The organism is Ottowia flava, assembly GCF_008017535.1.
Taxonomy (GTDB): Bacteria; Pseudomonadota; Gammaproteobacteria; order Burkholderiales; family Burkholderiaceae_C; genus Ottowia; species Ottowia flava.
In genome coordinates this window covers 423,873-445,041 of the sequence record NZ_VRUA01000001.1, presented here as the reverse complement: position 1 = coordinate 445,041, position 21,169 = coordinate 423,873, and the positions used below count along the sequence as shown (strand labels likewise).

20 protein-coding genes are annotated in these 21,169 nt (G+C 67.1%); 19 read left to right on the top strand and 1 reads right to left on the bottom strand.

The window, feature by feature from the left end:
* Positions 1 to 315: 315 nt before the first annotated feature.
* A complete protein-coding gene (locus FVQ98_RS02040) occupies positions 316 to 1,119 on the bottom strand; it encodes an outer membrane protein assembly factor BamD (protein ID WP_147911735.1) in 804 nt (267 codons plus the stop codon).
* Between the two features lie 14 nt (positions 1,120 to 1,133).
* Here FVQ98_RS02040 and FVQ98_RS02035 point away from each other — a divergent pair, with 14 nt between their 5' ends.
* The 19 genes from FVQ98_RS02035 to FVQ98_RS01945 all read left to right on the top strand — a co-directional run bounded on the left by FVQ98_RS02035 (position 1,134) and on the right by FVQ98_RS01945 (position 21,156).
* Positions 1,134 to 2,213, top strand: a complete 1,080-nt coding sequence (locus FVQ98_RS02035) for an RluA family pseudouridine synthase (protein ID WP_255507573.1) — start codon at positions 1,134 to 1,136, stop codon at positions 2,211 to 2,213.
* Positions 2,214 to 2,366: 153 nt separating this feature from the next.
* Positions 2,367 to 3,362 (top strand): SMC-Scp complex subunit ScpB, encoded by a 996-nt coding sequence (gene scpB / locus FVQ98_RS02030; RefSeq protein WP_147911787.1) that lies wholly within the window; start codon positions 2,367 to 2,369, stop codon positions 3,360 to 3,362.
* A complete protein-coding gene (locus FVQ98_RS02025) occupies positions 3,359 to 4,867 on the top strand; it encodes a pseudouridine synthase (protein ID WP_147911734.1) in 1,509 nt (502 codons plus the stop codon). The genes scpB and FVQ98_RS02025 overlap by 4 nt, the downstream gene beginning before the upstream one ends.
* A 174-nt stretch (positions 4,868 to 5,041) precedes the next feature.
* Entirely contained in the window at positions 5,042 to 5,467 is a 426-nt protein-coding gene (gene ndk / locus FVQ98_RS02020) for a nucleoside-diphosphate kinase (RefSeq protein ID WP_147911733.1), read from the top strand.
* A 25-nt stretch (positions 5,468 to 5,492) separates the two neighbouring features.
* The gene (gene rlmN / locus FVQ98_RS02015) at positions 5,493 to 6,653 is read left to right on the top strand and encodes a 23S rRNA (adenine(2503)-C(2))-methyltransferase RlmN (RefSeq protein ID WP_147911732.1); all 1,161 of its coding nucleotides are present in this window, start codon (positions 5,493 to 5,495) and stop codon (positions 6,651 to 6,653) included.
* Position 6,654: 1 nt separating this feature from the next.
* Positions 6,655 to 7,482 carry a type IV pilus biogenesis/stability protein PilW gene (pilW, locus tag FVQ98_RS02010; RefSeq protein ID WP_147911731.1) on the top strand — a complete coding sequence of 276 codons (828 nt, stop codon included), beginning with the start codon at positions 6,655 to 6,657 and terminating at the stop codon, positions 7,480 to 7,482.
* Positions 7,475 to 8,383, top strand: a complete 909-nt coding sequence (locus FVQ98_RS02005; protein ID WP_187265591.1) for a helix-turn-helix domain-containing protein — start codon at positions 7,475 to 7,477, stop codon at positions 8,381 to 8,383. The genes pilW and FVQ98_RS02005 overlap by 8 nt, the downstream gene beginning before the upstream one ends.
* On the top strand, positions 8,383 to 9,657 hold the full coding sequence (ispG, locus tag FVQ98_RS02000; RefSeq protein ID WP_147911729.1) for a flavodoxin-dependent (E)-4-hydroxy-3-methylbut-2-enyl-diphosphate synthase: 1,275 nt from the start codon (positions 8,383 to 8,385) through the stop codon (positions 9,655 to 9,657). Before FVQ98_RS02005 ends, ispG begins: the two co-directional genes overlap by 1 nt.
* A gap of 74 nt (positions 9,658 to 9,731) precedes the next feature.
* Positions 9,732 to 11,036: a histidine--tRNA ligase gene (gene hisS / locus FVQ98_RS01995; RefSeq protein WP_147911728.1), complete on the top strand. Its 1,305-nt coding sequence runs from the start codon at positions 9,732 to 9,734 to the stop codon at positions 11,034 to 11,036.
* Positions 11,037 to 11,054: 18 nt separating this feature from the next.
* The gene (locus FVQ98_RS01990) at positions 11,055 to 11,729 is read left to right on the top strand and encodes a YfgM family protein (protein WP_147911727.1); all 675 of its coding nucleotides are present in this window, start codon (positions 11,055 to 11,057) and stop codon (positions 11,727 to 11,729) included.
* The gene (gene bamB, locus FVQ98_RS01985) at positions 11,729 to 12,880 is read left to right on the top strand and encodes an outer membrane protein assembly factor BamB (RefSeq protein WP_147911726.1); all 1,152 of its coding nucleotides are present in this window, start codon (positions 11,729 to 11,731) and stop codon (positions 12,878 to 12,880) included. Before FVQ98_RS01990 ends, bamB begins: the two co-directional genes overlap by 1 nt.
* Positions 12,881 to 12,906: 26 nt before the next feature.
* Positions 12,907 to 14,250 (top strand): ribosome biogenesis GTPase Der, encoded by a 1,344-nt coding sequence (gene der, locus FVQ98_RS01980; RefSeq protein WP_147911725.1) that lies wholly within the window; start codon positions 12,907 to 12,909, stop codon positions 14,248 to 14,250.
* A 174-nt stretch (positions 14,251 to 14,424) separates the two neighbouring features.
* Positions 14,425 to 14,676 (top strand): RNA chaperone Hfq, encoded by a 252-nt coding sequence (gene hfq / locus FVQ98_RS01975; RefSeq protein WP_147911724.1) that lies wholly within the window; start codon positions 14,425 to 14,427, stop codon positions 14,674 to 14,676.
* An 85-nt stretch (positions 14,677 to 14,761) separates the two neighbouring features.
* The gene (hflX, locus tag FVQ98_RS01970) at positions 14,762 to 15,976 is read left to right on the top strand and encodes a GTPase HflX (RefSeq protein ID WP_147911723.1); all 1,215 of its coding nucleotides are present in this window, start codon (positions 14,762 to 14,764) and stop codon (positions 15,974 to 15,976) included.
* On the top strand, positions 15,973 to 17,391 hold the full coding sequence (hflK, locus tag FVQ98_RS01965; protein WP_147911722.1) for an FtsH protease activity modulator HflK: 1,419 nt from the start codon (positions 15,973 to 15,975) through the stop codon (positions 17,389 to 17,391). The genes hflX and hflK overlap by 4 nt, the downstream gene beginning before the upstream one ends.
* Before the next feature lie 15 nt (positions 17,392 to 17,406).
* Complete coding sequence (hflC, locus tag FVQ98_RS01960) at positions 17,407 to 18,297, top strand: protease modulator HflC (protein WP_147911721.1); 891 nt, start codon at positions 17,407 to 17,409, stop codon at positions 18,295 to 18,297.
* Between the two features lie 23 nt (positions 18,298 to 18,320).
* Positions 18,321 to 18,512: a DUF2065 domain-containing protein gene (locus FVQ98_RS01955; RefSeq protein WP_147911720.1), complete on the top strand. Its 192-nt coding sequence runs from the start codon at positions 18,321 to 18,323 to the stop codon at positions 18,510 to 18,512.
* A 95-nt stretch (positions 18,513 to 18,607) separates the two neighbouring features.
* Positions 18,608 to 19,777 carry an ATP phosphoribosyltransferase regulatory subunit gene (locus tag FVQ98_RS01950; protein WP_147911719.1) on the top strand — a complete coding sequence of 390 codons (1,170 nt, stop codon included), beginning with the start codon at positions 18,608 to 18,610 and terminating at the stop codon, positions 19,775 to 19,777.
* Between the two features lie 5 nt (positions 19,778 to 19,782).
* Complete coding sequence (locus tag FVQ98_RS01945; RefSeq protein ID WP_147911718.1) at positions 19,783 to 21,156, top strand: adenylosuccinate synthase; 1,374 nt, start codon at positions 19,783 to 19,785, stop codon at positions 21,154 to 21,156.
* The last annotated feature ends 13 nt before the right edge of the window (positions 21,157 to 21,169 follow it).

Genomic DNA, 21,169 nt, shown 5'->3' with positions numbered 1-21,169 from the left:
GGCCATATCGCCCTGTAGCCCTACAACCACCTGCGCGGACAGCTGCAAAATCAGGAGCAAATGCGTGGCGCAGTCCAATCCATCTGCGGCATGAATGGCTGGCCCCGGTGGAATCGGATAGCTGCCAATCACGTAGAAGGTTGGGCCCGCGGATTGCTGAAAGCGCCAAGCACCCTCCAACGGGTTTAGTGAAAGAAATCGCCGGTGCGCCCTACAGGGACCTGCGCGACCAGCTATCAAAAACGAAGTGTCTGGTTGATCCAGTAGCGGTGCGTTAGGCGCCCCGACAGGCCGACGAGGCGCCGACCGGCGCGCTCACCAAAGCTGCCACCACGGCTTGGAATTGGCGCGGAAGCCCTTGGCCACAAACTCGCTGTTGGGGTAGTTCTTGTCCAGCACGCGTTTGGCGTCGTCGCGCAACTCGGTCATGCCCAGCTTGTCGTAGGACTGCACCAGGATGTACAGCGCCTCTTCCAGCGCTGGGGCGTCGCGGTAGTCGGTCAGCGCTTGCTGGGCGCGGTTGACGGCGGCCACGTACGCGCCACGCGTGTAGTAGTAGCGCGCAACGTGGACTTCGTACTGCGCGAGCGCGTTCACGGTGTAGCGCATGCGCGCACGCGAATCGGGTGCATAGCGCGAATCCGGGAAGCGCGTGACCACCTCGTTGAACGACTCGAACGCTTCCTTGGCAGCGCGCTGGTCGCGCTCGGACAGATCCTGACGCGACAGGAAGGACAGCAGCCCCAACTCGTCGTTGAAGTTGATGACGCCCTTCAGGTAAAGCGCGTAATCCACCGCCGGGCTGGAGGGGTGCAGGCGCATGAAGCGGTCAAGCGTGGCGATGGCCTCGGCCTTCTGGCCATCCTTGAACTGGGCGTAGGCCTTGTCCAGCTGGGCCTGCTGCGCCAGGGTGGTGCCGGCGGCACGGCCTTCCAGCGATTCGTACAGCGGAATCGCCTTGTCGTAGCTGCCGGAGCTGAGTTCGTCCTTGGCCTCGGCGTGGATGCGGTTGGGGCTCCAGCCGGCGGTCTTGTCGACGGGCTTCGACGAGCAGGCCGACAGCAGTGCGGCCAGCACCAGAACACCCGTGCCCGCGGCCGATAATCTGTGTCGACGCATCAGCGGTAATCCTCTTGAATCAAGCTTCTGCCATTATATCGGGCACCCCCCCGCCGGGCCCCGGCGCCGACCACGGCCCGGACAGCGACGACGAGCTCGCCACGGGCGAGGTCGAACGCCGCAGCTTCACCCTGGCGGCCGAACAGCACGGCGAGCGCCTGGACCGCGCCCTGGTCGCGCTGGTGCCGGAGTTTTCGCGCAGCTACCTCAGCCAGCTGATCGAGGACGGCGCCCTCACGATCGGCGGCGCGCCCGTCACCAAACCGGCGCGCAAAGTCAGGGCCGGGGAGGTGCTGGCGCTGGAGCTGCGCCCCACGCCGATGAGCCAGGCGTTCGTGCCGCAAGACATCACGCTCGACGTGGTCTATGAAGACGAGCACCTGGCCGTCATCCACAAACCGGCCGGCATGGTGGTGCATCCGGCAGCGGGCAACTGGAGCGGCACCTTGCTCAACGCCTTGCTGGGGCGCGACCCGCGCGCGGCGCAGCTGCCGCGCGCCGGGATCGTGCACCGGCTGGACAAGGACACCAGCGGCCTGCTGGTGGTGGCGCGCTCGCGCCAAGCCATGGACGCGCTGGTCGCCGCCATCGCCGCACGCGACGTCCACCGCGAATACCTGGCGCTGGCGCACCACGCCTGGGGCACGGCCGAGCGGCGCGAGGTCGACGCCGCCATCGGCCGCGATGCCCGCAACCGCCTGCGCATGGCCGTGGTCGACCCCCTGCGCCAGCCGGGGAAACCGGCCCAGACCGCCTTCGAGCTGCTGCAGAACGCCGAGGGCGGTTGCCTGCTGCGCTGCCTGCTGCGCACCGGGCGCACCCACCAGATCCGTGTGCACGCCGCCCACATCCACCACCCGCTGGTGGGCGACACGCTGTACGGCGGTGCACCGGCCGCCGGCATGCAGCGCCAGGCCTTGCACGCGCGGCGCCTGGCGTTCGGCCACCCGATCACCGGTCAGGCGCTGGATTTCCAGGCGCCGCTGCCGGCCGACTTCCGCGCGGCGCTGGGCGAGTGGGGCCTTACAATCCCCGCAGACGACAGCGCGGCCCCCGGCACGGTGGATTCGCCGCCCGGCGCCCCGGCCCGCTGACCCTTTCCTAGCCCTGTCGCCGCAGCCCCATGTCCGTGCTGCCCTTGTTTGTTGTGCGCCTTGTGGCACCCGTCGGGCTCTGCAGCTCGATTTTTGGCCGTACCGCTGGTGCGCCAGCAAGGCCTCACCCGTAGCCCTGTCGAGTACGCCACCGTGAATTCAACGGACGCCAAGCGCATTCTTGAAACCGCGCTGATCTGCGCCACCCAGCCGATGCCGGTACGCGACATGCGTGTGCTGTTCGCCGAGGAGGTGGGCGCCGACACGCTGAAATCGCTGCTGCAGGAGCTGCAGGACGATTGGACGCCGCGCGGGGTCGAACTGATCCAGGTCGCCAGCGGCTGGCGATTTCAAAGCCGGCCCGAAATGCGCGAGTACCTTGACCGCCTGCACCCCGAAAAACCGCCCAAATACACCCGCGCGACGCTGGAGACGCTGGCCATCATTGCCTACCGCCAGCCGGTCACGCGCGGCGACATGGAAGACATCCGCGGCGTGACCATCAATTCGCTGCTGCTCAAACAGCTGGAAGACCGCGGCTGGGTCGAAGTCATCGGCCACCGCGAAACCGTCGGCCGCCCGGGCCTGTACGCCACCACGCGCCAGTTTCTGGACGACCTGGGCCTGGAGTCGCTCGACCAGCTGCCGATGCTGGAAGCTCCGACCGAGGAAGTCGCCAGCATGTTCGAGGCGCTGGCTGGCAGCGAGCTGGGCGAAGGCGCACCGGCCGACCCTGCCGCACCCGCCGAGGAGCAGGGCGCAGGCGCCGCGCCCGACGCGGACAGCGAGGCGCCCGCGCCCCAGCAGGACAGCATCGATGGCTTGGCGCCAGCGCCGGTCGCGGTGGTTGAGAGGGCGTCGCCCGAAGCAGACGCTCAGGCCGTCGATGCAGCGGAGCCTGATGAGCAGCCTGATGGCACCGTTGAGTCGCCCGTGCCTGAGGACCAAGCCGCAGCCGACACACCTGCGGATTCGTCGCTGGCCGAGCCGCACGGCGCGGTGCCGGTCGAACCCGACGGCGCCGATCCCCTCACCGAGCCAGCGCTTGACACCCCCGCCGGCACCGCGGCGCACGCGGACGCCACCGCCGCACCTGCCGATCCGGACGCGCCCGTCGCGCCCCCCACGAACGATTCGACCCCATCATGAACACCGATCAGCCCGCCGATTCCACCCCCAGCGCGCCCGAGGGCGCGGCTTCCGCCGCGGCCGAAAAATCCAAGAAAAATAGGGCTGTGGCCATAGAGCCATCTGCGCGGTCAGCTACCAAAAAAGTAGCAGCCAAGACCGCTGCAAAGAAGACCGCTGCACGCCAACCCAAGGCGCCGCCGGCCGATGCGGACCTTGGCGAGGCACTGGAGGTGCCCACGCCCGTCGCTGCAGATGGCGAGGGCGCCGCGCCGGGAGAAGCCGACCAGGTCGCGCTGGAAGAAGCGCCCGTCGCGTTCGACGACGTGGTCTCAGGCCGCTTTGACGATGAGGCGGACGAGGGCGCGGCCGATGCCCCGAGCCAGCCCGCCAAACGCGTGCTGCTGCCGGACGCCGAGCAGCCCAAGCTGCACAAGGTGCTGGCGCAGGCCGGTTTGGGCTCGCGCCTGGAGATGGAGCAACTGATCCAGCAAGGCCGCATCTCGGTCAACAACCAGCCCGCCCACGTCGGTCAGCGCATCCAGTTTGGTGACAAGGTCAAGATCAACGGCCGTCCGGTCACGGTGCGCATTGCGCCGCCACCGGCGCGCGTGCTGGCCTACCACAAGCCGGTGGGCGAAGTCGTCACCCACGACGATCCGCAAAACCGCCCAACCGTGTTCCGTAAGCTGCCCTTTCTGCAGCAGGGCAAGTGGCAGTCGGTCGGCCGGCTGGACCTGAACACCGAAGGCTTGTTGCTGTTCACCAACTCGGGTGAGCTGGCCAACCGGCTGATGCACCCGCGCTTCGGGCTGGAGCGCGAATACGCCGTGCGCGTGCTCGGCGCCTTGAGCGACGAGGAAAAGCAGCGCCTGCTGGACGGCGTGCAGCTGGAAGACGGCATCGCGCAATTCGGCTCCATCAAGGAGGAGGGGCTGGGCGAGGGCGCCAACCAGTGGTACCGCGTCACCATTTCCGAAGGCCGCAACCGCGAGGTGCGGCGCATGATCGAATCGGTCGGCCACGCCGTCAGCCGCCTCATCCGCATCCGCTACGGCGCCATGATGCTGCCGCGCGGCCTGAAGCGCGGCGCCTGGATGGAGCTGCACGAGCGGGACATCCAGGCGCTGGGCGCGGCCTCGGGCACGCCCAGCCACGTGATCCAGGGCGGACGCGACCCGGTTGATGACGCCAAGGTCGCCAAGCGGCCCGGCCGGGGCGACCGCGGGCGTGGCAGCGGCCCGCGCCCCAACATGTCCAACCCTGGCGGTTCGCGCAATGTGGAAGCGCCGCGCGCCGCCTACGGCGCCAACCCCAACGCGCGGCGTCGCGCCCCCAGCGCCAACCCGGGCGAAGGCCCGCGCGGGCAGGGTGGGCAGGGCGGTCAGCCCGATCCGCTGCGCACCTCGCAGGGTTACATTGGTGCCGACAGCCTGTCGCGCCAGCGGCGCTATGAAGGCGCGGGTGGCGGGCGCAAAGGTGGCAAGCCTGCGCGCGGCGGCGGTGGTGGCGGGCGCCGCGGTTGAAGTGGATGCGTGGAGCCCAAGTAACGCGACCCGTGCAGGCCCACGAAGCGGCCTTCAAACGCCACTCGCGCGCCGTCCGCCCCTGCGCACAGCATTGACATGCACGCCGGTTAAAATCTAAGGCTTTGCCCAATTCGGCATTGAATTTTCTTTCCCTTTCAGGAACCTACCCTCATGGCCACCGAACGCACCCTGTCCATCATCAAGCCCGACGCCGTCGCCAAGAACGTCATCGGCCAGATCTACGCGCGCTTTGAAGCCGCTGGCCTGAAAGTCGTTGCCGCCCGCATGCAGCACCTGTCGCGCCTGGAGGCCGAGCAGTTCTACGCCGTGCACAAGGAGCGCCCCTTCTTCAAGGACCTGGTGGACTTCATGATCTCCGGCCCGGTGATGATCCAGGCGCTGGAAGGTGAAGGCGCCATCGCCAAGAACCGCGAACTGATGGGCGCCACCGACCCCAAGAAGGCCGACAAGGGCACCATCCGCGCCGACTTCGCCGACAGCATCGACGCCAACGCCGTGCACGGCTCGGACGCCCCTGAAACCGCTGCCGTGGAAGTGGCCTTCTTCTTCCCGGGCCTGGCGATCTACTCGCGTTGATCGACCGCGGCCTGGCCCCGCTCGCATGACCACACCCGTCAATCTGCTCGATTTCGACCTCGACGGGCTCACGTCGTTTTGCGAGGGGCTGGGCGAAAAGCGCTTTCGCGCCACGCAACTGTTCCGCTGGATCCACCAGCGCGGCGTGGCCGATTTCGGCCAGATGACCGATCTGGCCAAAGCCTTCCGCGACAAGCTCGCGGGCGTGGCCGAAGTCCGGGCGCTGCCCATCATCAGCCAGCACGACTCGCGCGACGGTACCATCAAGTGGCTGTTCGATGTGGGTGGTGGCAACGCCGTTGAGGCCGTGTTCATTCCCGAAGACGATCGGGGCACGCTGTGCGTTTCTTCCCAAGCCGGTTGCGCCGTGGGCTGCCGCTTCTGCTCGACCGGGCACCAGGGCTTTTCGCGGAATTTGACGACGGCCGAGATCACGGCGCAGCTGTGGTTTGCCGAACATTACCTGCGCCAGCACCTCAAGACCACCGAGCGCGTCATCTCCAACGTGGTGATGATGGGCATGGGCGAGCCGCTGCAGAACTACGACCGCTTGATCCCGTCGCTGCGCACCATGCTGGACGATCACGGCTACGGCCTGTCGCGCCGTCGCGTGACGGTGTCCACTTCCGGCGTGGTGCCGATGATGGAGCGCCTGGCGCGCGACTGCTCGGTGGCGCTGGCCGTGTCGCTGCACGCGCCGACCGACGAGCTGCGCGACCACCTGGTGCCGCTCAACAAGAAATACCCCATCGATGAACTGCTGCGCACCTGCACCGCCTACCTGGCCAGTGCTCCGCGCGACTTCATCACCTTTGAATACTGCATGCTCGACGGCGTCAACGACGCGCCCGAGCATGCCCAGGCGCTGATCGAGCTGATGCGCACGCACGGTCAACGGGGCCTGCGCGGCAAGTTCAACCTGATTCCGTTCAACCCCTTCCCCGCGTCGGGGCTGAAACGCTCGCCCATGCCGCGCGTGCTGGCGTTTGGCAAACTGCTGAACGACGCCGGCATCGTGACCACGGTGCGCAAGACGCGGGGCGACGATATCGACGCCGCCTGCGGCCAGCTGGCCGGGGATGTCCAGGATCGCACCCGTGTGCAGGATCGCGTGGCGCGCCAGCGCACTGTGGTGCTGCAACAGATGCCCAAGCCGAAGGTGGCGGCTCCCAGAGAAAGGCTGTGACATGAACTCTGCGCTATCGCGATCTTCTGCGGCGCATCGGCTGCTGCTGCTCGCCGGTGCGGTCTTGCTGATGGGCGGCTGGGCCGGTTGTGCGACGGCGCCGGGCGGTTCGGTGGGCGCTCCCACCGAACTCCATACGGCGTCGGACGACAGCCCGACCCGTGCCCGTGCCCGCACGCGGCTGGCGCTGGCGACGGGTTATTTCGAAAACAACCAGACCACGATCGCGCTCGATGAGCTGAAGAAGGTGCTGGCGGTCGACCCCAGCTTCGGCGATGCGTACAACCTGGGCGGGCTGATCTACATGAAGCTGGGCGAGATGGCCATGGCCGAATCGCATTTCGCGCGCGCCATCAGCGCCAATCCGCGCGATGCCAACGCCATGCACAACCTGGGCTGGCTACAGTGCCAGCAAGGGCGCTACCCTGAAGCGACGGCGTCGTTTCAGCGCGCGATTGCCGTGCCCAGCTACCAGGGCCGTGCCAGGACGTTAATGACCCAGGGCATCTGCGAAAGCCGCGCTGGCGACAACGCCCGTGCCGAAGCGACGCTGATGCATTCGTACGAACTGGATGCCGGCAACCCGGTGACCGCCTACAACCTGTCGGCGCTGCTGTACAAGCGCGGCGACTATCAGCGCGCGCAGTTCTACATTCGCCGCCTCAACAACAGCGAATTGGCCAACGCCGAATCGCTGTGGCTGGGCATCCGGGTGGAGCGCCGCATGAACAATCGACAGGCCATGGAACAACTCGCATCGCAACTACGCCGCCGTTTCCCGCAGTCGCGCGAATTGCTGGCCTATGAACGGGGGGCGTTCGATGACTGAGCGCGATTCCACCTTCACCCATAGCCAGACGGCGCCGGATACCGCGCCGACACCTGACGCGACAGGCAGCGCTGCGCCTGCTCTGCAGGGCTCTTCGCCCGGTGCCATGCTGCGCCAGCTGCGCGAGGCTGCGGGCGTCGATGCCGCTTTGGTGGCCAGCGCGATGAAGGTGTCGCTGCAGAAGCTGGATGCCCTGGAAAACGATCGCTTCGACGAACTGCCCGACTTGACGTTTGCGCGCGGCTTGGCGTCTGCGATCTGCCGCGCTTTTGGGGCCGATCCCGCGCCCGTGCTGGAACGCATGCCCCTGTCGGCACCAGGGCTGCGTGCGCAGGGCCATGTGGCCAATCCGCCGTTCCGTCGGGTGGGCGACACGCCGGCGCCGATGCTCAAGAACAGCTTTTCGAAGCCTTTGCTGATCGTGGTCGCCGCCTTGCTGCTGGGTGCGCTAGCGTTGTGGCTGTTGCCTACGCTGCCGATCCAGCTGACCTCGCCCACCAGCGAGCCGCCAGTCACTGCCGACGCCAACCAGGAGCCTGCCGCCCCCGTGGCAGAGCCCGCACCCCCCGCCGAAATGCCAGCCGGCGCGGCCTCGGCTGAACAGTCTGTGGCGTCGGCGCCAGCGCCGGCGGGATCGGGCGCGGAGGCAGCCGCTTCTTCGGGCTCCGATTTGCTGACCTTCGTGGCCAACGCCGAGACCTGGCTGACGGTGCGCGATGCCAACGGCAAGCAACTCATCAACCGGGCTTTGGCCAGTGGCGAGACCGTGAAGCTAAACGGCGAGGTGCCGCTGGCTGTGACCGTGGGCCGCAAGGATGCGGTCACCGTCACCGTGCGTGGTGAACCGTTCGATCACAAGTCGCTCAGCAAGACGACTGTCTCGCGCTTCCAGGTGAAATGATGGATCAGTCTGTCGAGCCACAGCCGATTGCCGTTGCGGCGCCTGCCGCGCGCCGCACGCGCCAGGCGCGCGTGGTGTGGGGCGATCGCGTGGTCACGCTGGGTGGCGACGCGCCGGTGCGCGTGCAGTCGATGACCAACACCGACACCGTGGACGCGATCGCCACCGCCATCCAGGTCAAGGAACTGGCGATCGCTGGCAGCGAGCTGGTGCGCATCACCGTCAACACGCCCGAAGCCGCGGCGCAGGTGCCCTACATCCGCGAACAGCTGGACCGGATGGGCATCGACGTGCCCCTGATTGGCGACTTCCACTACAACGGCCACCGGCTGCTGACCGACTTCCCGGACTGCGCCCAGGCGCTGTCCAAGTACCGCATCAACCCCGGCAACGTGGGCAAGGGCGCCAAGCGCGACGCGCAGTTCGGCTTGATGATCGACGCCGCGCTGAAGTGGGACAAGCCGGTGCGCATTGGCGTCAACTGGGGCAGCCTCGACCAGGACCTGCTGGCTGGCCTGATGGACGAGAACGCTCGCCGCGCCCGCCCGTGGGAAGCGCGCCAGGTCATGTACGAGGCGCTGATCCAGTCGGCCATCGGCTCAGCCGAACAGGCGGTCGAGCTGGGCATGGCGCCCGAGCAGGTCATTCTGAGCTGCAAGGTCAGCGGGGTGCAGGATTTGATTGCCGTGTACCGCGAGCTCGCCCGCCGCTGCGACTTCCCGCTGCACCTGGGCCTCACCGAAGCCGGCATGGGCACAAAGGGCACGGTGGCGTCGGCCGCGGCGCTGTCGATTCTGCTGCAGGAAGGCGTGGGCGACACGATCCGCGTCAGCCTCACGCCGCAGCCGGGCGAATCGCGCACGCAGGAGGTGGTGATCGCGTCCGAAATCCTGCAATCGCTCGGCCTGCGCATCTTCGTGCCCAGCGTGACCGCCTGCCCGGGTTGCGGCCGCACCACCAGCACCACGTTCCAGGAACTGGCCAAGCAGATCGACGACCACCTGCGCGCGCAGATGCCGGTGTGGCGCAGCAAGTACCCGGGCGTCGAGGCGCTGAAGGTGGCGGTGATGGGCTGTATCGTCAACGGCCCGGGCGAGAGCAAGCACGCCGACATCGGCATCAGCCTGCCGGGCACGGGCGAAGCGCCGGCGGCGCCGGTGTTCATCGATGGCCAGAAGGCCATGACGCTGCGCGGTGAGCGCATCGCCGACGAATTCCACCAGATCGTGGCCGACTACATCGAGCGGCGGTTCGGTGCTGCCGCACAGGGCTAGTTTTAGATAAAAACAGGCCGCAGCCCCTACAACCACCTGCGCGGCCAGCTATTAAAATAAGAGTAATTCGATCGATGTCAGGCAATTCCATCACGGCCGTGAAAGGCATGAACGACATCCTGCCGCCAGATTCGGCGCGCTGGGAATGGCTGGAAGACGTGGTGCGCCGCGTCATGGCCACACACGCCTACCGCAACATCCGCACGCCGATCATGGAGCACACCCAGCTCTTCACGCGCGGCTTGGGCGAGGTGACGGACGTGGTCGAGAAGGAGATGTATTCCTTCCAGGACCGTCAGGACCAGCAAGGCAACGCCGAGCACCTGAGCCTGCGCCCCGAAGCCACCGCCGGTGTGGTGCGCGCCGTGGCCGAGCACAACCTGCTGTACGACGGCGGCAAGCGCCTGTACTACATGGGCCCGATGTTCCGGCGCGAGCGGCCGCAACGCGGGCGCTACCGCCAGTTCCACCAGATCGGTGCCGAGGCGTTGGGCTTCGGCGGCCCCGAGGTCGATGCCGAGTTGATCCTGCTGGCCGTGTCGCTGTGGCGCGAACTGGGCATCACGCAGTGGCGGCTCGAACTCAACAGCCTGGGCCAGCCCGACGAGCGGCGCGAGCACCGTGCGGCGCTTATCGCCTACCTCGAAGCGCACGCCGACCAGTTGGACGAAGACGCCAAGCGCCGCTTGCACAGCAACCCGCTGCGCATCCTGGACACCAAGAACCCCGCCATGCAGGCGCTGGTCGAAGGCGCGCCCAAGCTGATGGACTACCTGGGCGAAGCGTCGAAGGCGCACTTCGCCGCCGTGCAGGCCATCCTGGACGCCAACGGGATCGCCTGGCGCGTCAACCCGCGCCTGGTGCGGGGGCTGGACTACTACAACCTGACGGTATTCGAATTCATCACCGACAGCCTGGGCGCGCAGGGAACGATCTGCGGCGGCGGGCGCTACGACTATCTGATCGAGCAGATCGGCGGCAAGGCCGCGCCGGCCGTGGGCTGGGCGCTGGGCGTCGAACGCGTGCTTGAGTTGCTCAAGGAAGAGGGCGTTCAGACCCCCGTAGCCACGCCCGACGCTTACGCCATCCTGCCCGACGCCACCGCGCTGCCGCAGGCCTTGCGTGCGCTGCACGCCTTGCGCGCCGCCGGCGTCGCCGTGCAGATGCACGCGGGCACCGGCGAAGGCATGGGCAGCATGAAGAGCCAGTTCAAGCGCGCCGACGGCTCGGGGGCGCGCTACGCCCTGATCTTTGGCGCCGACGAGCTGGCGGCGGGCGAAGTGACCGTTAAGGCGCTGCGCGATGGCGCCGGCGCCCAGACGCGCCAACCCCTTGCCGATGTGACCGCCTGGGCGGGCACCCTAAAATCCACCGCTTGACCGAACAATCTTCCGCACATGGCCAAACATCTCGACCTTGAAGAACAGGAACAGCTTGACGCGATCAAGCACTTCTGGGAGCGCTGGGGCAACCTGATCACTTGGGTGCTGATTGCAGTCCTGGGCGCCTATGCGGCCTGGACCGGCTGGCAGTACTGGGAGCGGCGTCAGGGCGCGCTGGCTTCCGTTCTGTACGAAGAAATCAGCCGCAATGTGGATGCCGGTGATGTCGCACGCGTTGAACGCACGCTGGCCGACATGAAGGACAAGTACGGCGGCACGACCTACGCTGCGCAGGGTGCGCTGCTGGCAGCCAAACTGCTGCACGAAAAATCCAAGTCGGCCGAAGCCAAGGCGGCGCTGGCCTGGGTGGCGGACAAGGCTTCCGATGAGGGTTTACAGGCCTCCGCACGACTGCGCCTCGCGGGCCTGCTGATGGCCGACAAGGCGTACGACGAAGCGCTCAAGCAACTGGCCGGCTCATTCCCGGCCAGCTTCGTGCCACTGGCGGCCGACCGCCGCGGCGATGTGCTGGTGCTGCAGGGCAAGCGCGTCGAAGCCGCTGCCGAATACGGCAAGGCGTACCAGGGCCTCACCGCCGACAGCGGTGACTACCGCAGGCTGGTCGGCATGAAATTGAACGCGCTGGGCATTGACCCTGATGCCGGCACCAAGTCAGGAGCGGTTTCGTGATGGCGCGCACCTCCTCATCAACGACGGCTCTGAGCCGCTCGCTCGCGTTGGGCGCGAGTCTGCTTGCCGCGGTCGTACTGGCCGGATGCGCCAGCGGTTCTGCCAGGCCCAAACCGGCCGAGTTGCCGCCCAACGTCGCCCTGATGGGCGTTCGCGCGGCTTGGACGGCACGCATTCCCGCCGTCAACTTCCCGCTGCAGGTGCGCGTGCTCGGCTCGCAGGTCCTGCTGGCTGGCAGCGATGGCAGTCTGGTGACGCTGGACGCCAACACGGGTGGCGAAGTCGCCCGCGCCAACGCAGGCGCCGCGCTGTCGGCCGGCGTCGGTGGCGATGGCAAGACCACCGCCGTGGTGACACGCGACAACGTGGTGATCGCGCTGCAGGGCGGCCGTGAGGTGTGGCGCTACCGCCTGCCGACACAGAGTTACACCGCTCCCCTGGTGGCGGGTGGCCGTGTCTTCGTGCTGGGGGCCGATCGCTCACTGACTGCGCTGGACGGCAGTGCCGGCACTTTGCTGTGGAACCTTCAGCGCACCGCAGAGCCGCTGGTGCTGCGTCAGGCGGGCGTGCTCACGGCTGTCGGCAACACGCTGGTCGCGGGCCTCGCCGGACGTCTCGTGGGCGTCGACCCCGATACCGGCAACGTGCGCTGGGAGGCTCCGGTGGCCTCGGCCCGTGGCACCAACGATGTCGAGCGACTGGTCGATCTGGTCGGCGGTGTGCGTCGACAGGGCAACGTGGTGTGCGCGCGCGCCTTTCAGGCCGCTGTCGGTTGTGTGGATACCTACAACGGCAACGTCGCCTGGACTCGCCCCGCCAATGGGGCTACCGGTGTCGATGGCGACGACCAGCGTGTATTCGGCGCCGAGTCCGATGGCCGCGTGTTCGCGTGGCGTGCCGACACCGGCGATCGCGCCTGGGCCAGCGACCGCCTGCAATGGCGCTACCTGACCGCGCCGCTGGTGCTGGGCCGCTCGGTCGTGGTGGGCGACGAAACTGGCCTGGTGCACTTTTTGTCGCGCGAAGACGGCTCGCCGCTGACGCGCGTGAGCACGGACAGCTCCGGCATCGCCGTGGCGCCCGTGCTGGCGGGCAACACGCTGGTGGTCGTCACGCGCAATGGCGGCGTGTACGGCTTCCGTCCGGATTGAGTTTTCGCTGAAGAGATCGCGCCCCCGTGAAACCCGTATTGGCCCTGATCGGGCGCCCCAACGTCGGCAAATCCACGCTGTTCAACCGGCTCACCAAGAGCCGGGACGCGATCGTGGCCGACTTCGCCGGGCTGACGCGTGACCGCCATTACGGCCAAGGGCGCCTGGGCAACCGCGAGTACATCGTCATCGACACCGGCGGCTTCGAGCCCGAGGCGGGCGAGGGCAGCATCTTTCGCGAGATGGCCAAGCAGTCGCGCCAGGCCATCGCCGAGGCCGACGTCGTCATCTTCGTGGTCGACGCGCGCGACGGCCTGTCGGGCCAGGACCACGACATCGCCAAGGAACTGCGCCGCCAAGGCAAGAACTGCATCCTGGTGGCCAACAAGGCCGAGGGCATGCGCGCCGGCACGCAATTGGCCGAGTTTTACGAACTGGGCCTGGGCGAAGTCATCCCGGTGTCGGCGGCGCATGGCGAGGGCGTGCGCAGCATGCTGGACGCCGCGCTGGACGCTCTGGGCATCCCGGAAGAGCCGGAAGAGGACGTGCGGGTGGACGACGGCGTTATCCGCTTGGCCGTCGCCGGCCGCCCGAACGTCGGCAAGTCCACCCTGATCAACGCCTGGCTGGGCGAAGAGCGCCTGGTTGCCTACGACCTGCCGGGTACTACGCGCGACGCCATCACCGTGCCGTTCGAGCGCGACGGCAAGCAGTTTGAGTTGATCGACACCGCTGGCCTGCGCCGCAAAGGCAAGGTGTTTGAGGCGATCGAGAAGTTCTCGGTCGTCAAGACACTGCAGGCGATCGAATCGGCCAACGTGGTCTTGCTCTTGCTCGACGCCACCCAGGGCGTGACCGACCAGGACGCGCACATCGCCGGCTTCATCCTGGAGGCCGGTCGCGCCGTGGTGCTGGCGGTCAACAAATGGGACGCGGTTGACGCCTACCAGCGCGAACTGGTGCAGCGCTCGATCGAAACGCGCCTGCCCTTTCTGAAATTTGCCGAGATCCACTTCATCTCGGCCAAAAAGCGCCAGGGCCTGGGCCCGCTGTGGAAATCCATCGCCAAGGCCTATGCCGCTGCGATGCGCAAGATGCCGACCCCGCAACTTACACGCCTGTTGCAGGAAGCGGTGCAGTTCCAGCAGCCCAAGCGCAGTGGCATGTACCGCCCCAAACTGCGCTACGCGCACCAGGGCGGCATGAACCCCCCTGTGATCGTGGTGCATGGCAATTCGCTGGAAGGCGTCACCGACACCTACAAACGTTACCTGGAAGGGCGCTTTCGCAAGGCGTTTGACCTCGTTGGCACGCCTTTGCGGGTGGAAATGAAATCGGCGCGGAACCCCTACGCCGATAAAGAATCGTAATCAGCACGGCGACGTGCGCTGAACGAGTCAATCGACCATTGGGTCGGGCAATTTCCACTGCGCCGAACCGATACGGCGGGCCTGTTGTGCGCGCCGCCTCTTGTCGCCGGCCTTGCCATCCCCATATGGTAAGTTCCAAACCCCTCAACACGTTCGTAGAACACGGAGAATATCGTGAGCAATAAAGGGCAACTTCTACAAGACCCGTTCCTCAACACCCTGCGCCGAGAGCACATTCCAGTGTCGATTTACCTCGTCAATGGCATCAAGCTGCAAGGCCAGATCGAATCGTTCGACCAGTACGTGGTGCTGCTGCGCAACACCGTGACGCAGATGGTCTACAAGCACGCCATCTCCACCATCGTGCCCGGTCGCGCCGTCAATTTCCAGACCCCTGCTGAGGGCGGCGAATCCGAAGCCAATTGAGGCTCTAACCCCCGCCCATCCTGCGCAAGCAGCTCCTGAATTGTGAGCGAAGTGCGGATGGGCTTTTTACTTTTTACAGACTCTCTTGCCCGACACCCACGCACCCGATCGCGTTGCCGCCGTGCTGGTCGGCGTTGACCTGGGCTTGCCCCATTTCGACGGCGATCTGGAAGAGCTCGGCCTGCTGGCCGAAACCGCCGGCCTGCAACCCGTGGCGCGCCTGGCCTGCAAGCGCAAGGCGCCTGATGCGGCGACCTTTGTGGGCAGCGGCAAGGTGGACGAGATCCGCGCCCTGGCCGAGGCCGAAGGCGCAGCCGAAGTTGTGTTCGATCAGGCACTGAGCCCGGTGCAGCAGCGCAACCTGGAGCGCGCGATTGGTCTGCCGGTCAACGACCGCACTCTCCTCATCCTGGAAATCTTCGCCCAGCGCGCCCGCAGCCACGAGGGCAAATTGCAGGTCGAATTGGCCCGTTTGCAATACCTCAGCACCCGTCTGGTGCGGCGCTGGAGCCACTTGGAGCGCCAGCAGGGCGGCATCGGCGGTCGCGGCGGCCCGGGTGAGACGCAGATTGAACTGGACCGCCGAATGATCGGTGAGTCCATCAAACGCACCAAAGAACGCTTGACCAAGGTCAAGCGCCAGCGCCAGACACAGCGCCGCCAGCGCGAGCGGCGCGAAACGTACACCATTTCGCTGGTCGGCTACACCAACGCTGGCAAGTCAACGCTGTTCAACGCCTTGGTCAAGGCGCGGGCTTACGCTGCCGACCAGCTGTTCGCCACGCTGGACACCACCACGCGTCAGCTTTACCTGGGCGACCAGGAAGGCGGCGGCCGTTCGGTGTCGCTGTCCGACACGGTCGGCTTTATCCGCGATCTGCCCCACGGGCTGGTGGACGCTTTCGAAGCCACCTTGCAGGAAGCGGCGGACGCCGACCTGCTGCTGCACGTGGTCGACGCCGCCAACCCGGCCTGGCACGAGCAGATGGTCGAGGTGCAGCGCGTGCTGCACGAGATCGGCGCGCAGACGGTCCCGCAGCTGGTGGTCTTCAACAAACTCGACGCGGTGGACGTGGTGAAGCGCCCGCTGGCACTGCAGGACCGGATGGAGCTGGACGGCCAGCTTTTTGACCGCGTGTTTGTGAGCGCGCGCAGCGGTGAGGGTCTGCCCCTGCTGCGCAACGAGCTGGCGCGCCGCGCCCAGGAAGCCGCACAAGCGCGTCAGGACGCGCAAAACGACGAATTGCCCTCGGCCTTTGGGCACAATGGCGGGTTGCACAGCCCGATGACCGACGAATGAAAGACCGCGACTTCACCCTGCGCCCGGCCGGCTGGCCGGGGCGCCTTCGGGGCATGTTCAACCTGAACGACCCGCAATGGGGCCGCGGCGATGGTGCCAGTGGCCAGGACGAGCCCCGCGCCGACGACCAGCGACCGGCCGATCCGCCGCGCCCCGTCGAACCGCCGCGCGCCTCGCCGCCACCCAGCGGTGGCAACGGCGGTGGCCGCGGGCCTAACCAGGGCCCGCCCGATCTGGACGAGCTGTGGCGCGACTTCAACCGCAAGCTGGGTGGCCTGTTCGGCGGCAAGGGCGGCGGTGGTGGCGGTCAGCGCCGCCCGGGCTTCAACGGTGGCAATGGCGGCAACGGCGGTTTTCAGCCCGACATGAAGAACGCCGGCATGGGCATGGGTGTGATCGCGGTCGTGGCCCTGCTGATCTGGCTGGGCACCGGCTTCTTCATCGTGCAGGAAGGCCAGCAAGCGGTCATCACGCAGTTTGGCAAATACCAGTCCACGGTCAACGCCGGCTTCAACTGGCGCCTGCCGTACCCGATTCAGCGCCATGAAATGGTGAACATGAAGCTGCAGTCGGTCGATGTGGGACGCGACAACGTCGTCAAATCTACCGGCCTGCGCGAATCGGCCATGCTGACGCAGGACGAAAACATCGTCGAGATCAAGTTCGCCGTGCAGTACCGCCTGAGCGACGCGCGCGCCTACCTGTTCGAAAGCAAGAACCCGGCGGATGCCGTGGTGCAGGCGGCCGATAGCGCGGTGCGCGAGGTCGTGGGCAAGATGACCATGGACAACGCCATGGCCGACGAGCGCGACCAGATCGCCCCGCGTGTGCGCGATCTGATGCAGAAGATCCTGGACCGCTACAAGGTCGGCATTGAAGTGGTGGCCGTCAACATGCAGCAAGGCGGCGTGCGTCCGCCCGAGCAGGTGCAGGCGGCTTTCGATGATGTGCTGAAGGCCGGCCAGGAGCGCGAACGCGTCAAGAACCAGGCCCAGGCCTACGCCAACGACGTGGTGCCGCGCGCCGTGGGTACCGCTGCCCGCCTGAAGCAAGAGGCCGAAGGCTACAAGGCGCGCATCGTGGCGCAGGCCGAGGGCGATACGCAGCGCTTCAATTCGGTGCTGGGTGAATACCAGAAGGCCCCACAGGTCACGCGCGACCGCATGTACGTCGACACCATGCAGCAAATCTACAGCGGCGTGAACAAGGTCATCATCGACAGCAAATCGGGCGGCAACCTCATGTACTTGCCGCTGGACAAGGTGATGCAGGCTTCGGGTGCCGCTGCCGGGTCCGCAGCGCCCGCAGCACCTGCCCAGGCGACGCCGGCGCCTTCACCCGCGCCGTCGACGCAGGTGCCCGCCGATGCGCGCGCACGTGAAAACGCCCGCAGCCGCGAGCGTGAAACCCGCTGATTCCCAGAGCGTGACATGAACAAAGTCGGATTCATCGGAACCACTCTTCTTATCCTGCTGGCCCTGGTCGCCTCCACGATGTTCGTGGTCGACCAACGCCAGTTCGGGGTCGTCTACCAGCTGGGCCAGATCCAGCGGGTCATCACCGAGCCGGGTCTCAGCTTCAAGCTGCCCCCGCCGGTGCAGAACGTGCGCTACATCGACAAGCGTCTGCTGACGCTGGACAGCATGGACACCGAGCCCGTGCTCACGGCCGAGAAGCAACGCGTCGTCATCGACTGGTACGTGCGCTGGCGCATCACCGACCCGCAGGCCTACATCCGCAACGTGGGCGTGGACGAGAGCGCAGGCGCGACGCAGCTGAACCGCGTGGTGCGCAACGCCTTTCAGGAGGAGATCAACCGCCGCACCGTGCGCGAGCTGATCTCCACCCGCCGTGAAACGCTGATGGCCGACGTCAAGCGCGAAGTGACCGAAGCCGTGAAGGGCGCCAAGCCCTGGGGCATCGACATCGTGGACGTGCGCCTGACCCGCGCCGACTACGTCGAGTCGATCACCGAATCGGTCTACACCCGCATGCAGACCGAGCGCCAGCGCGTCGCCAACGAGCTGCGTTCGACCGGCGCCGCCGAAGGCGAGCAGATCCGCGCCGACGCCGACCGCCAGCGCGAGGTGACGGTGGCCAACGCCTACCGCGACGCCGAGAAGGTGCGCGGTGAAGGCGATGCCGAAGCCACGCGCATCTACGGCGAATCGTTTGGCAAGGACCCGCAGTTCGCGCAGTTCTACCGCAGCCTGGACGCTTACAAGACCAGCGTCGGCAAGAAGGGCGACGTGCTGGTGATCGACCCGGCCGCGACCGAGTTCTTCAGCAACATGCGCGCGCCGCAGCCGTCGCGCCGCTGAGTCCGGGGTACAGGCGGTCAACGGTGGACGGCGCCACCCTGGTGGCCGCGATCGGCGTGGCCTTGCTGCTGGAAGGGCTGCTGCCGCTGATCGCGCCGCAGCGCTGGCGCCAGGTGGTGTCGCAGCTGATGCAGCTCAAGGACGGCCAACTGCGCTTTTACGGCGCGTTCAGTGTGGTGCTGGGCCTGATCGCGCTGCTGTTCAGCCTCGCCTGAGCGTCAGCGCGGCGCCGGCCGCGCAGCCAGCGCTGCAAAGCCTTGTCACAAGGCCGGTAGAATCACGTTTTTAACAGCCCCGCGAACTTCAGCCCATGTCCGCCTGGCTCCTGCCGGACCACATCGCCGATGTACTGCCCTCCGAGGCCCGGCACATCGAAGAACTCCGCCGTGAATTGCTCGACACCGCCCGTGCCTATGGCTACGAGCTGGTGATTCCACCCCTCATCGAGCACCTTGAATCCCTGCTCACCGGTGCCGGTGAAGCGCTCAACCTGCAGACGTTCAAGCTGGTCGACCAGTTATCTGGCCGCTCGTTGGGCGTGCGTGCCGACACCACGCCGCAGGTGGCGCGCATCGACGCCCACCTGCTCGGGCGCCAGGCCATCACCCGCCTGTGCTACTGCGGCCCCGTGCTGCACACGCGGCCCGAGCGCCCGCACGCTACGCGCGAGCCCATGCAGTTCGGCGCCGAAATCTACGGCCACGCGGGGCGCGAGGCCGATCTGGAAATCCTGTCGCTGGCGCTCGACTGCCTGGACTCAGCCCAGGTGGCCGACCTGTCCGTCGACCTGGCCGACGCCCGCCTGGTGCGCGCGCTGCTGGCCGGCGTGATCGCCGACCCGCAGGTGCTGGCCGCCGTGCACGACGCCCTGGCCGCCAAGGACGCGAGCGAGATCGCCAGCCTGAGCGCCGGCTTTCCCGCCGCGTCGCGCGAAGGCCTGCTGGCGCTGGTCACGCTCTACGGCGGCGTGGAAGTGCTGGATGAGGCTGAAAATGCCCTCCAGGCCTTTCCTGGTGTGCGCGACGTGCTATCGAATTTGCGGTGGCTGGCCTCGCGCCTGGACGATGTCAAGGTCAGCTTTGACCTGTCGGACGCGCGCGGCTATGGCTATTACACCGGCGTGCGCTTTGCCGTGTATGCGCGCCGTGCCGGCGACGCCTTGCTGCGTGGCGGCCGTTACGACGGCGTGGGCGCGGTGTTCGGCCACAAGCTCGACCGTGAGCGGCCCGCCGTCGGCTTCAGCCTGGACGTCAAGCAGCTGGTGCGCGCCGCGTCGGAGCGCCCACTGCGCGCGGCCATCCGCGCGCCCTGGAGCGACGCGCCCGATCTGCACGCCGTGGTGCGCTCGCTGCGCCAGCGCGGTGAAACTGTCGTCTGCGTGCTGCCCGGCCACGACAACGAAATCGACGAGTTCAACTGCGACCGCGAACTGATCCAGACCGCGGGCCAATGGCTCATCCAACCCATCGGAGATTCTTGACTGATATGACACGCACAGACGGACGCAACGTGGTGGTCGTCGGCACCCAGTGGGGCGACGAGGGCAAGGGCAAGCTGGTCGACTGGCTGACCGAAAGCGCCCAGGGCGTGGTGCGCTTCCAGGGCGGGCACAACGCCGGCCACACGCTGGTGATCAACGGCGTGAAGACCGCGCTGCACCTGATTCCCAGCGGCATCATGCGCCCCGGCGTCAAGTGCTACATCGGCAACGGCGTGGTGTTGTCCTGCGCCAAGCTGCTCGAAGAGATCGAAGGGCTGGAGAAGGCCGGTGTGAAGGTGCGCGACCGCTTGCGCGTCAGCGAAGCCTGTCCGCTGATCCTGCCGATGCACGCCGTGCTCGACGTGGCCCGCGAAGCCGCGCGCGAGCAGCACGGCACCGAAAAGATCGGCACCACGGGCCGTGGCATCGGCCCCGCGTACGAGGACAAGATCGCCCGCCGCGCACTGCGCGCGCAGGACCTGAAGTACTCCGAGCGCTTTGCCACCAAGCTGCGCGAACTGCTGGCCCTGTACAACCATGTGCTGACCGGTTACCTGGGTTCGGCCAAGCTGCAGTTCAGCGATGCGCTGGCGCCCTACCTGAAGAATGGCGAGCTCCAGTTCGAGCCGATCTACGAAGAAGCCATGCAGCACGCCAAGGCGGTCGGGCCCATGCTGGCCGACGTGTCGCGCGAATTGAACGAAGCCCACAAGAACGGCGCCAACCTGCTGTTTGAAGGCGCGCAGGGCACGCTGCTGGACGTGGACCACGGCACCTACCCGTACGTCACGTCCAGCAACTGCGTGGCGGGCAACGCGGCGGCAGGCGCGGGCGTGGGCCCCAGTCTGCTGCACTACGTGCTGGGCATCACCAAGGCTTACTGCACCCGCGTGGGCGGCGGCCCGTTCCCCACCGAGCTCGACTGGGAAACTCCCGGCACGCCCGGTTACCACATGAGCACCATCGGCGCCGAAAAAGGCGTGACCACCGGTCGCAGCCGCCGTTGCGGCTGGTTCGACGCGGCGTTGCTCAAGCGCAGCGCGCAGGTCAACGGCCTGTCCGGTCTGTGCATCACCAAGCTGGACGTGCTCGACGGGCTGGAAGAGCTGCAGCTGTGCGTGGGCTACGAGCTGGACGGCGAGCGCATCGACATCCTGCCGCTGGGCGCCGACGAGATCGCGCGCTGCAAGCCAATCTACGAAACGCTGGAAGGCTGGACCGAAAGCACCGTGGGCGTGACCGACTACGCCAAGCTGCCGATCAACGCGCGCCTGTACCTGCAGCGCATCGAGCACGCCACCGGCGTGCCGATCCACCTCATCTCGACCAGCCCGGACCGCGACCACACCATCATGATGCGCCATCCGTTTTTGGCTTGATTCAAGCCAAATC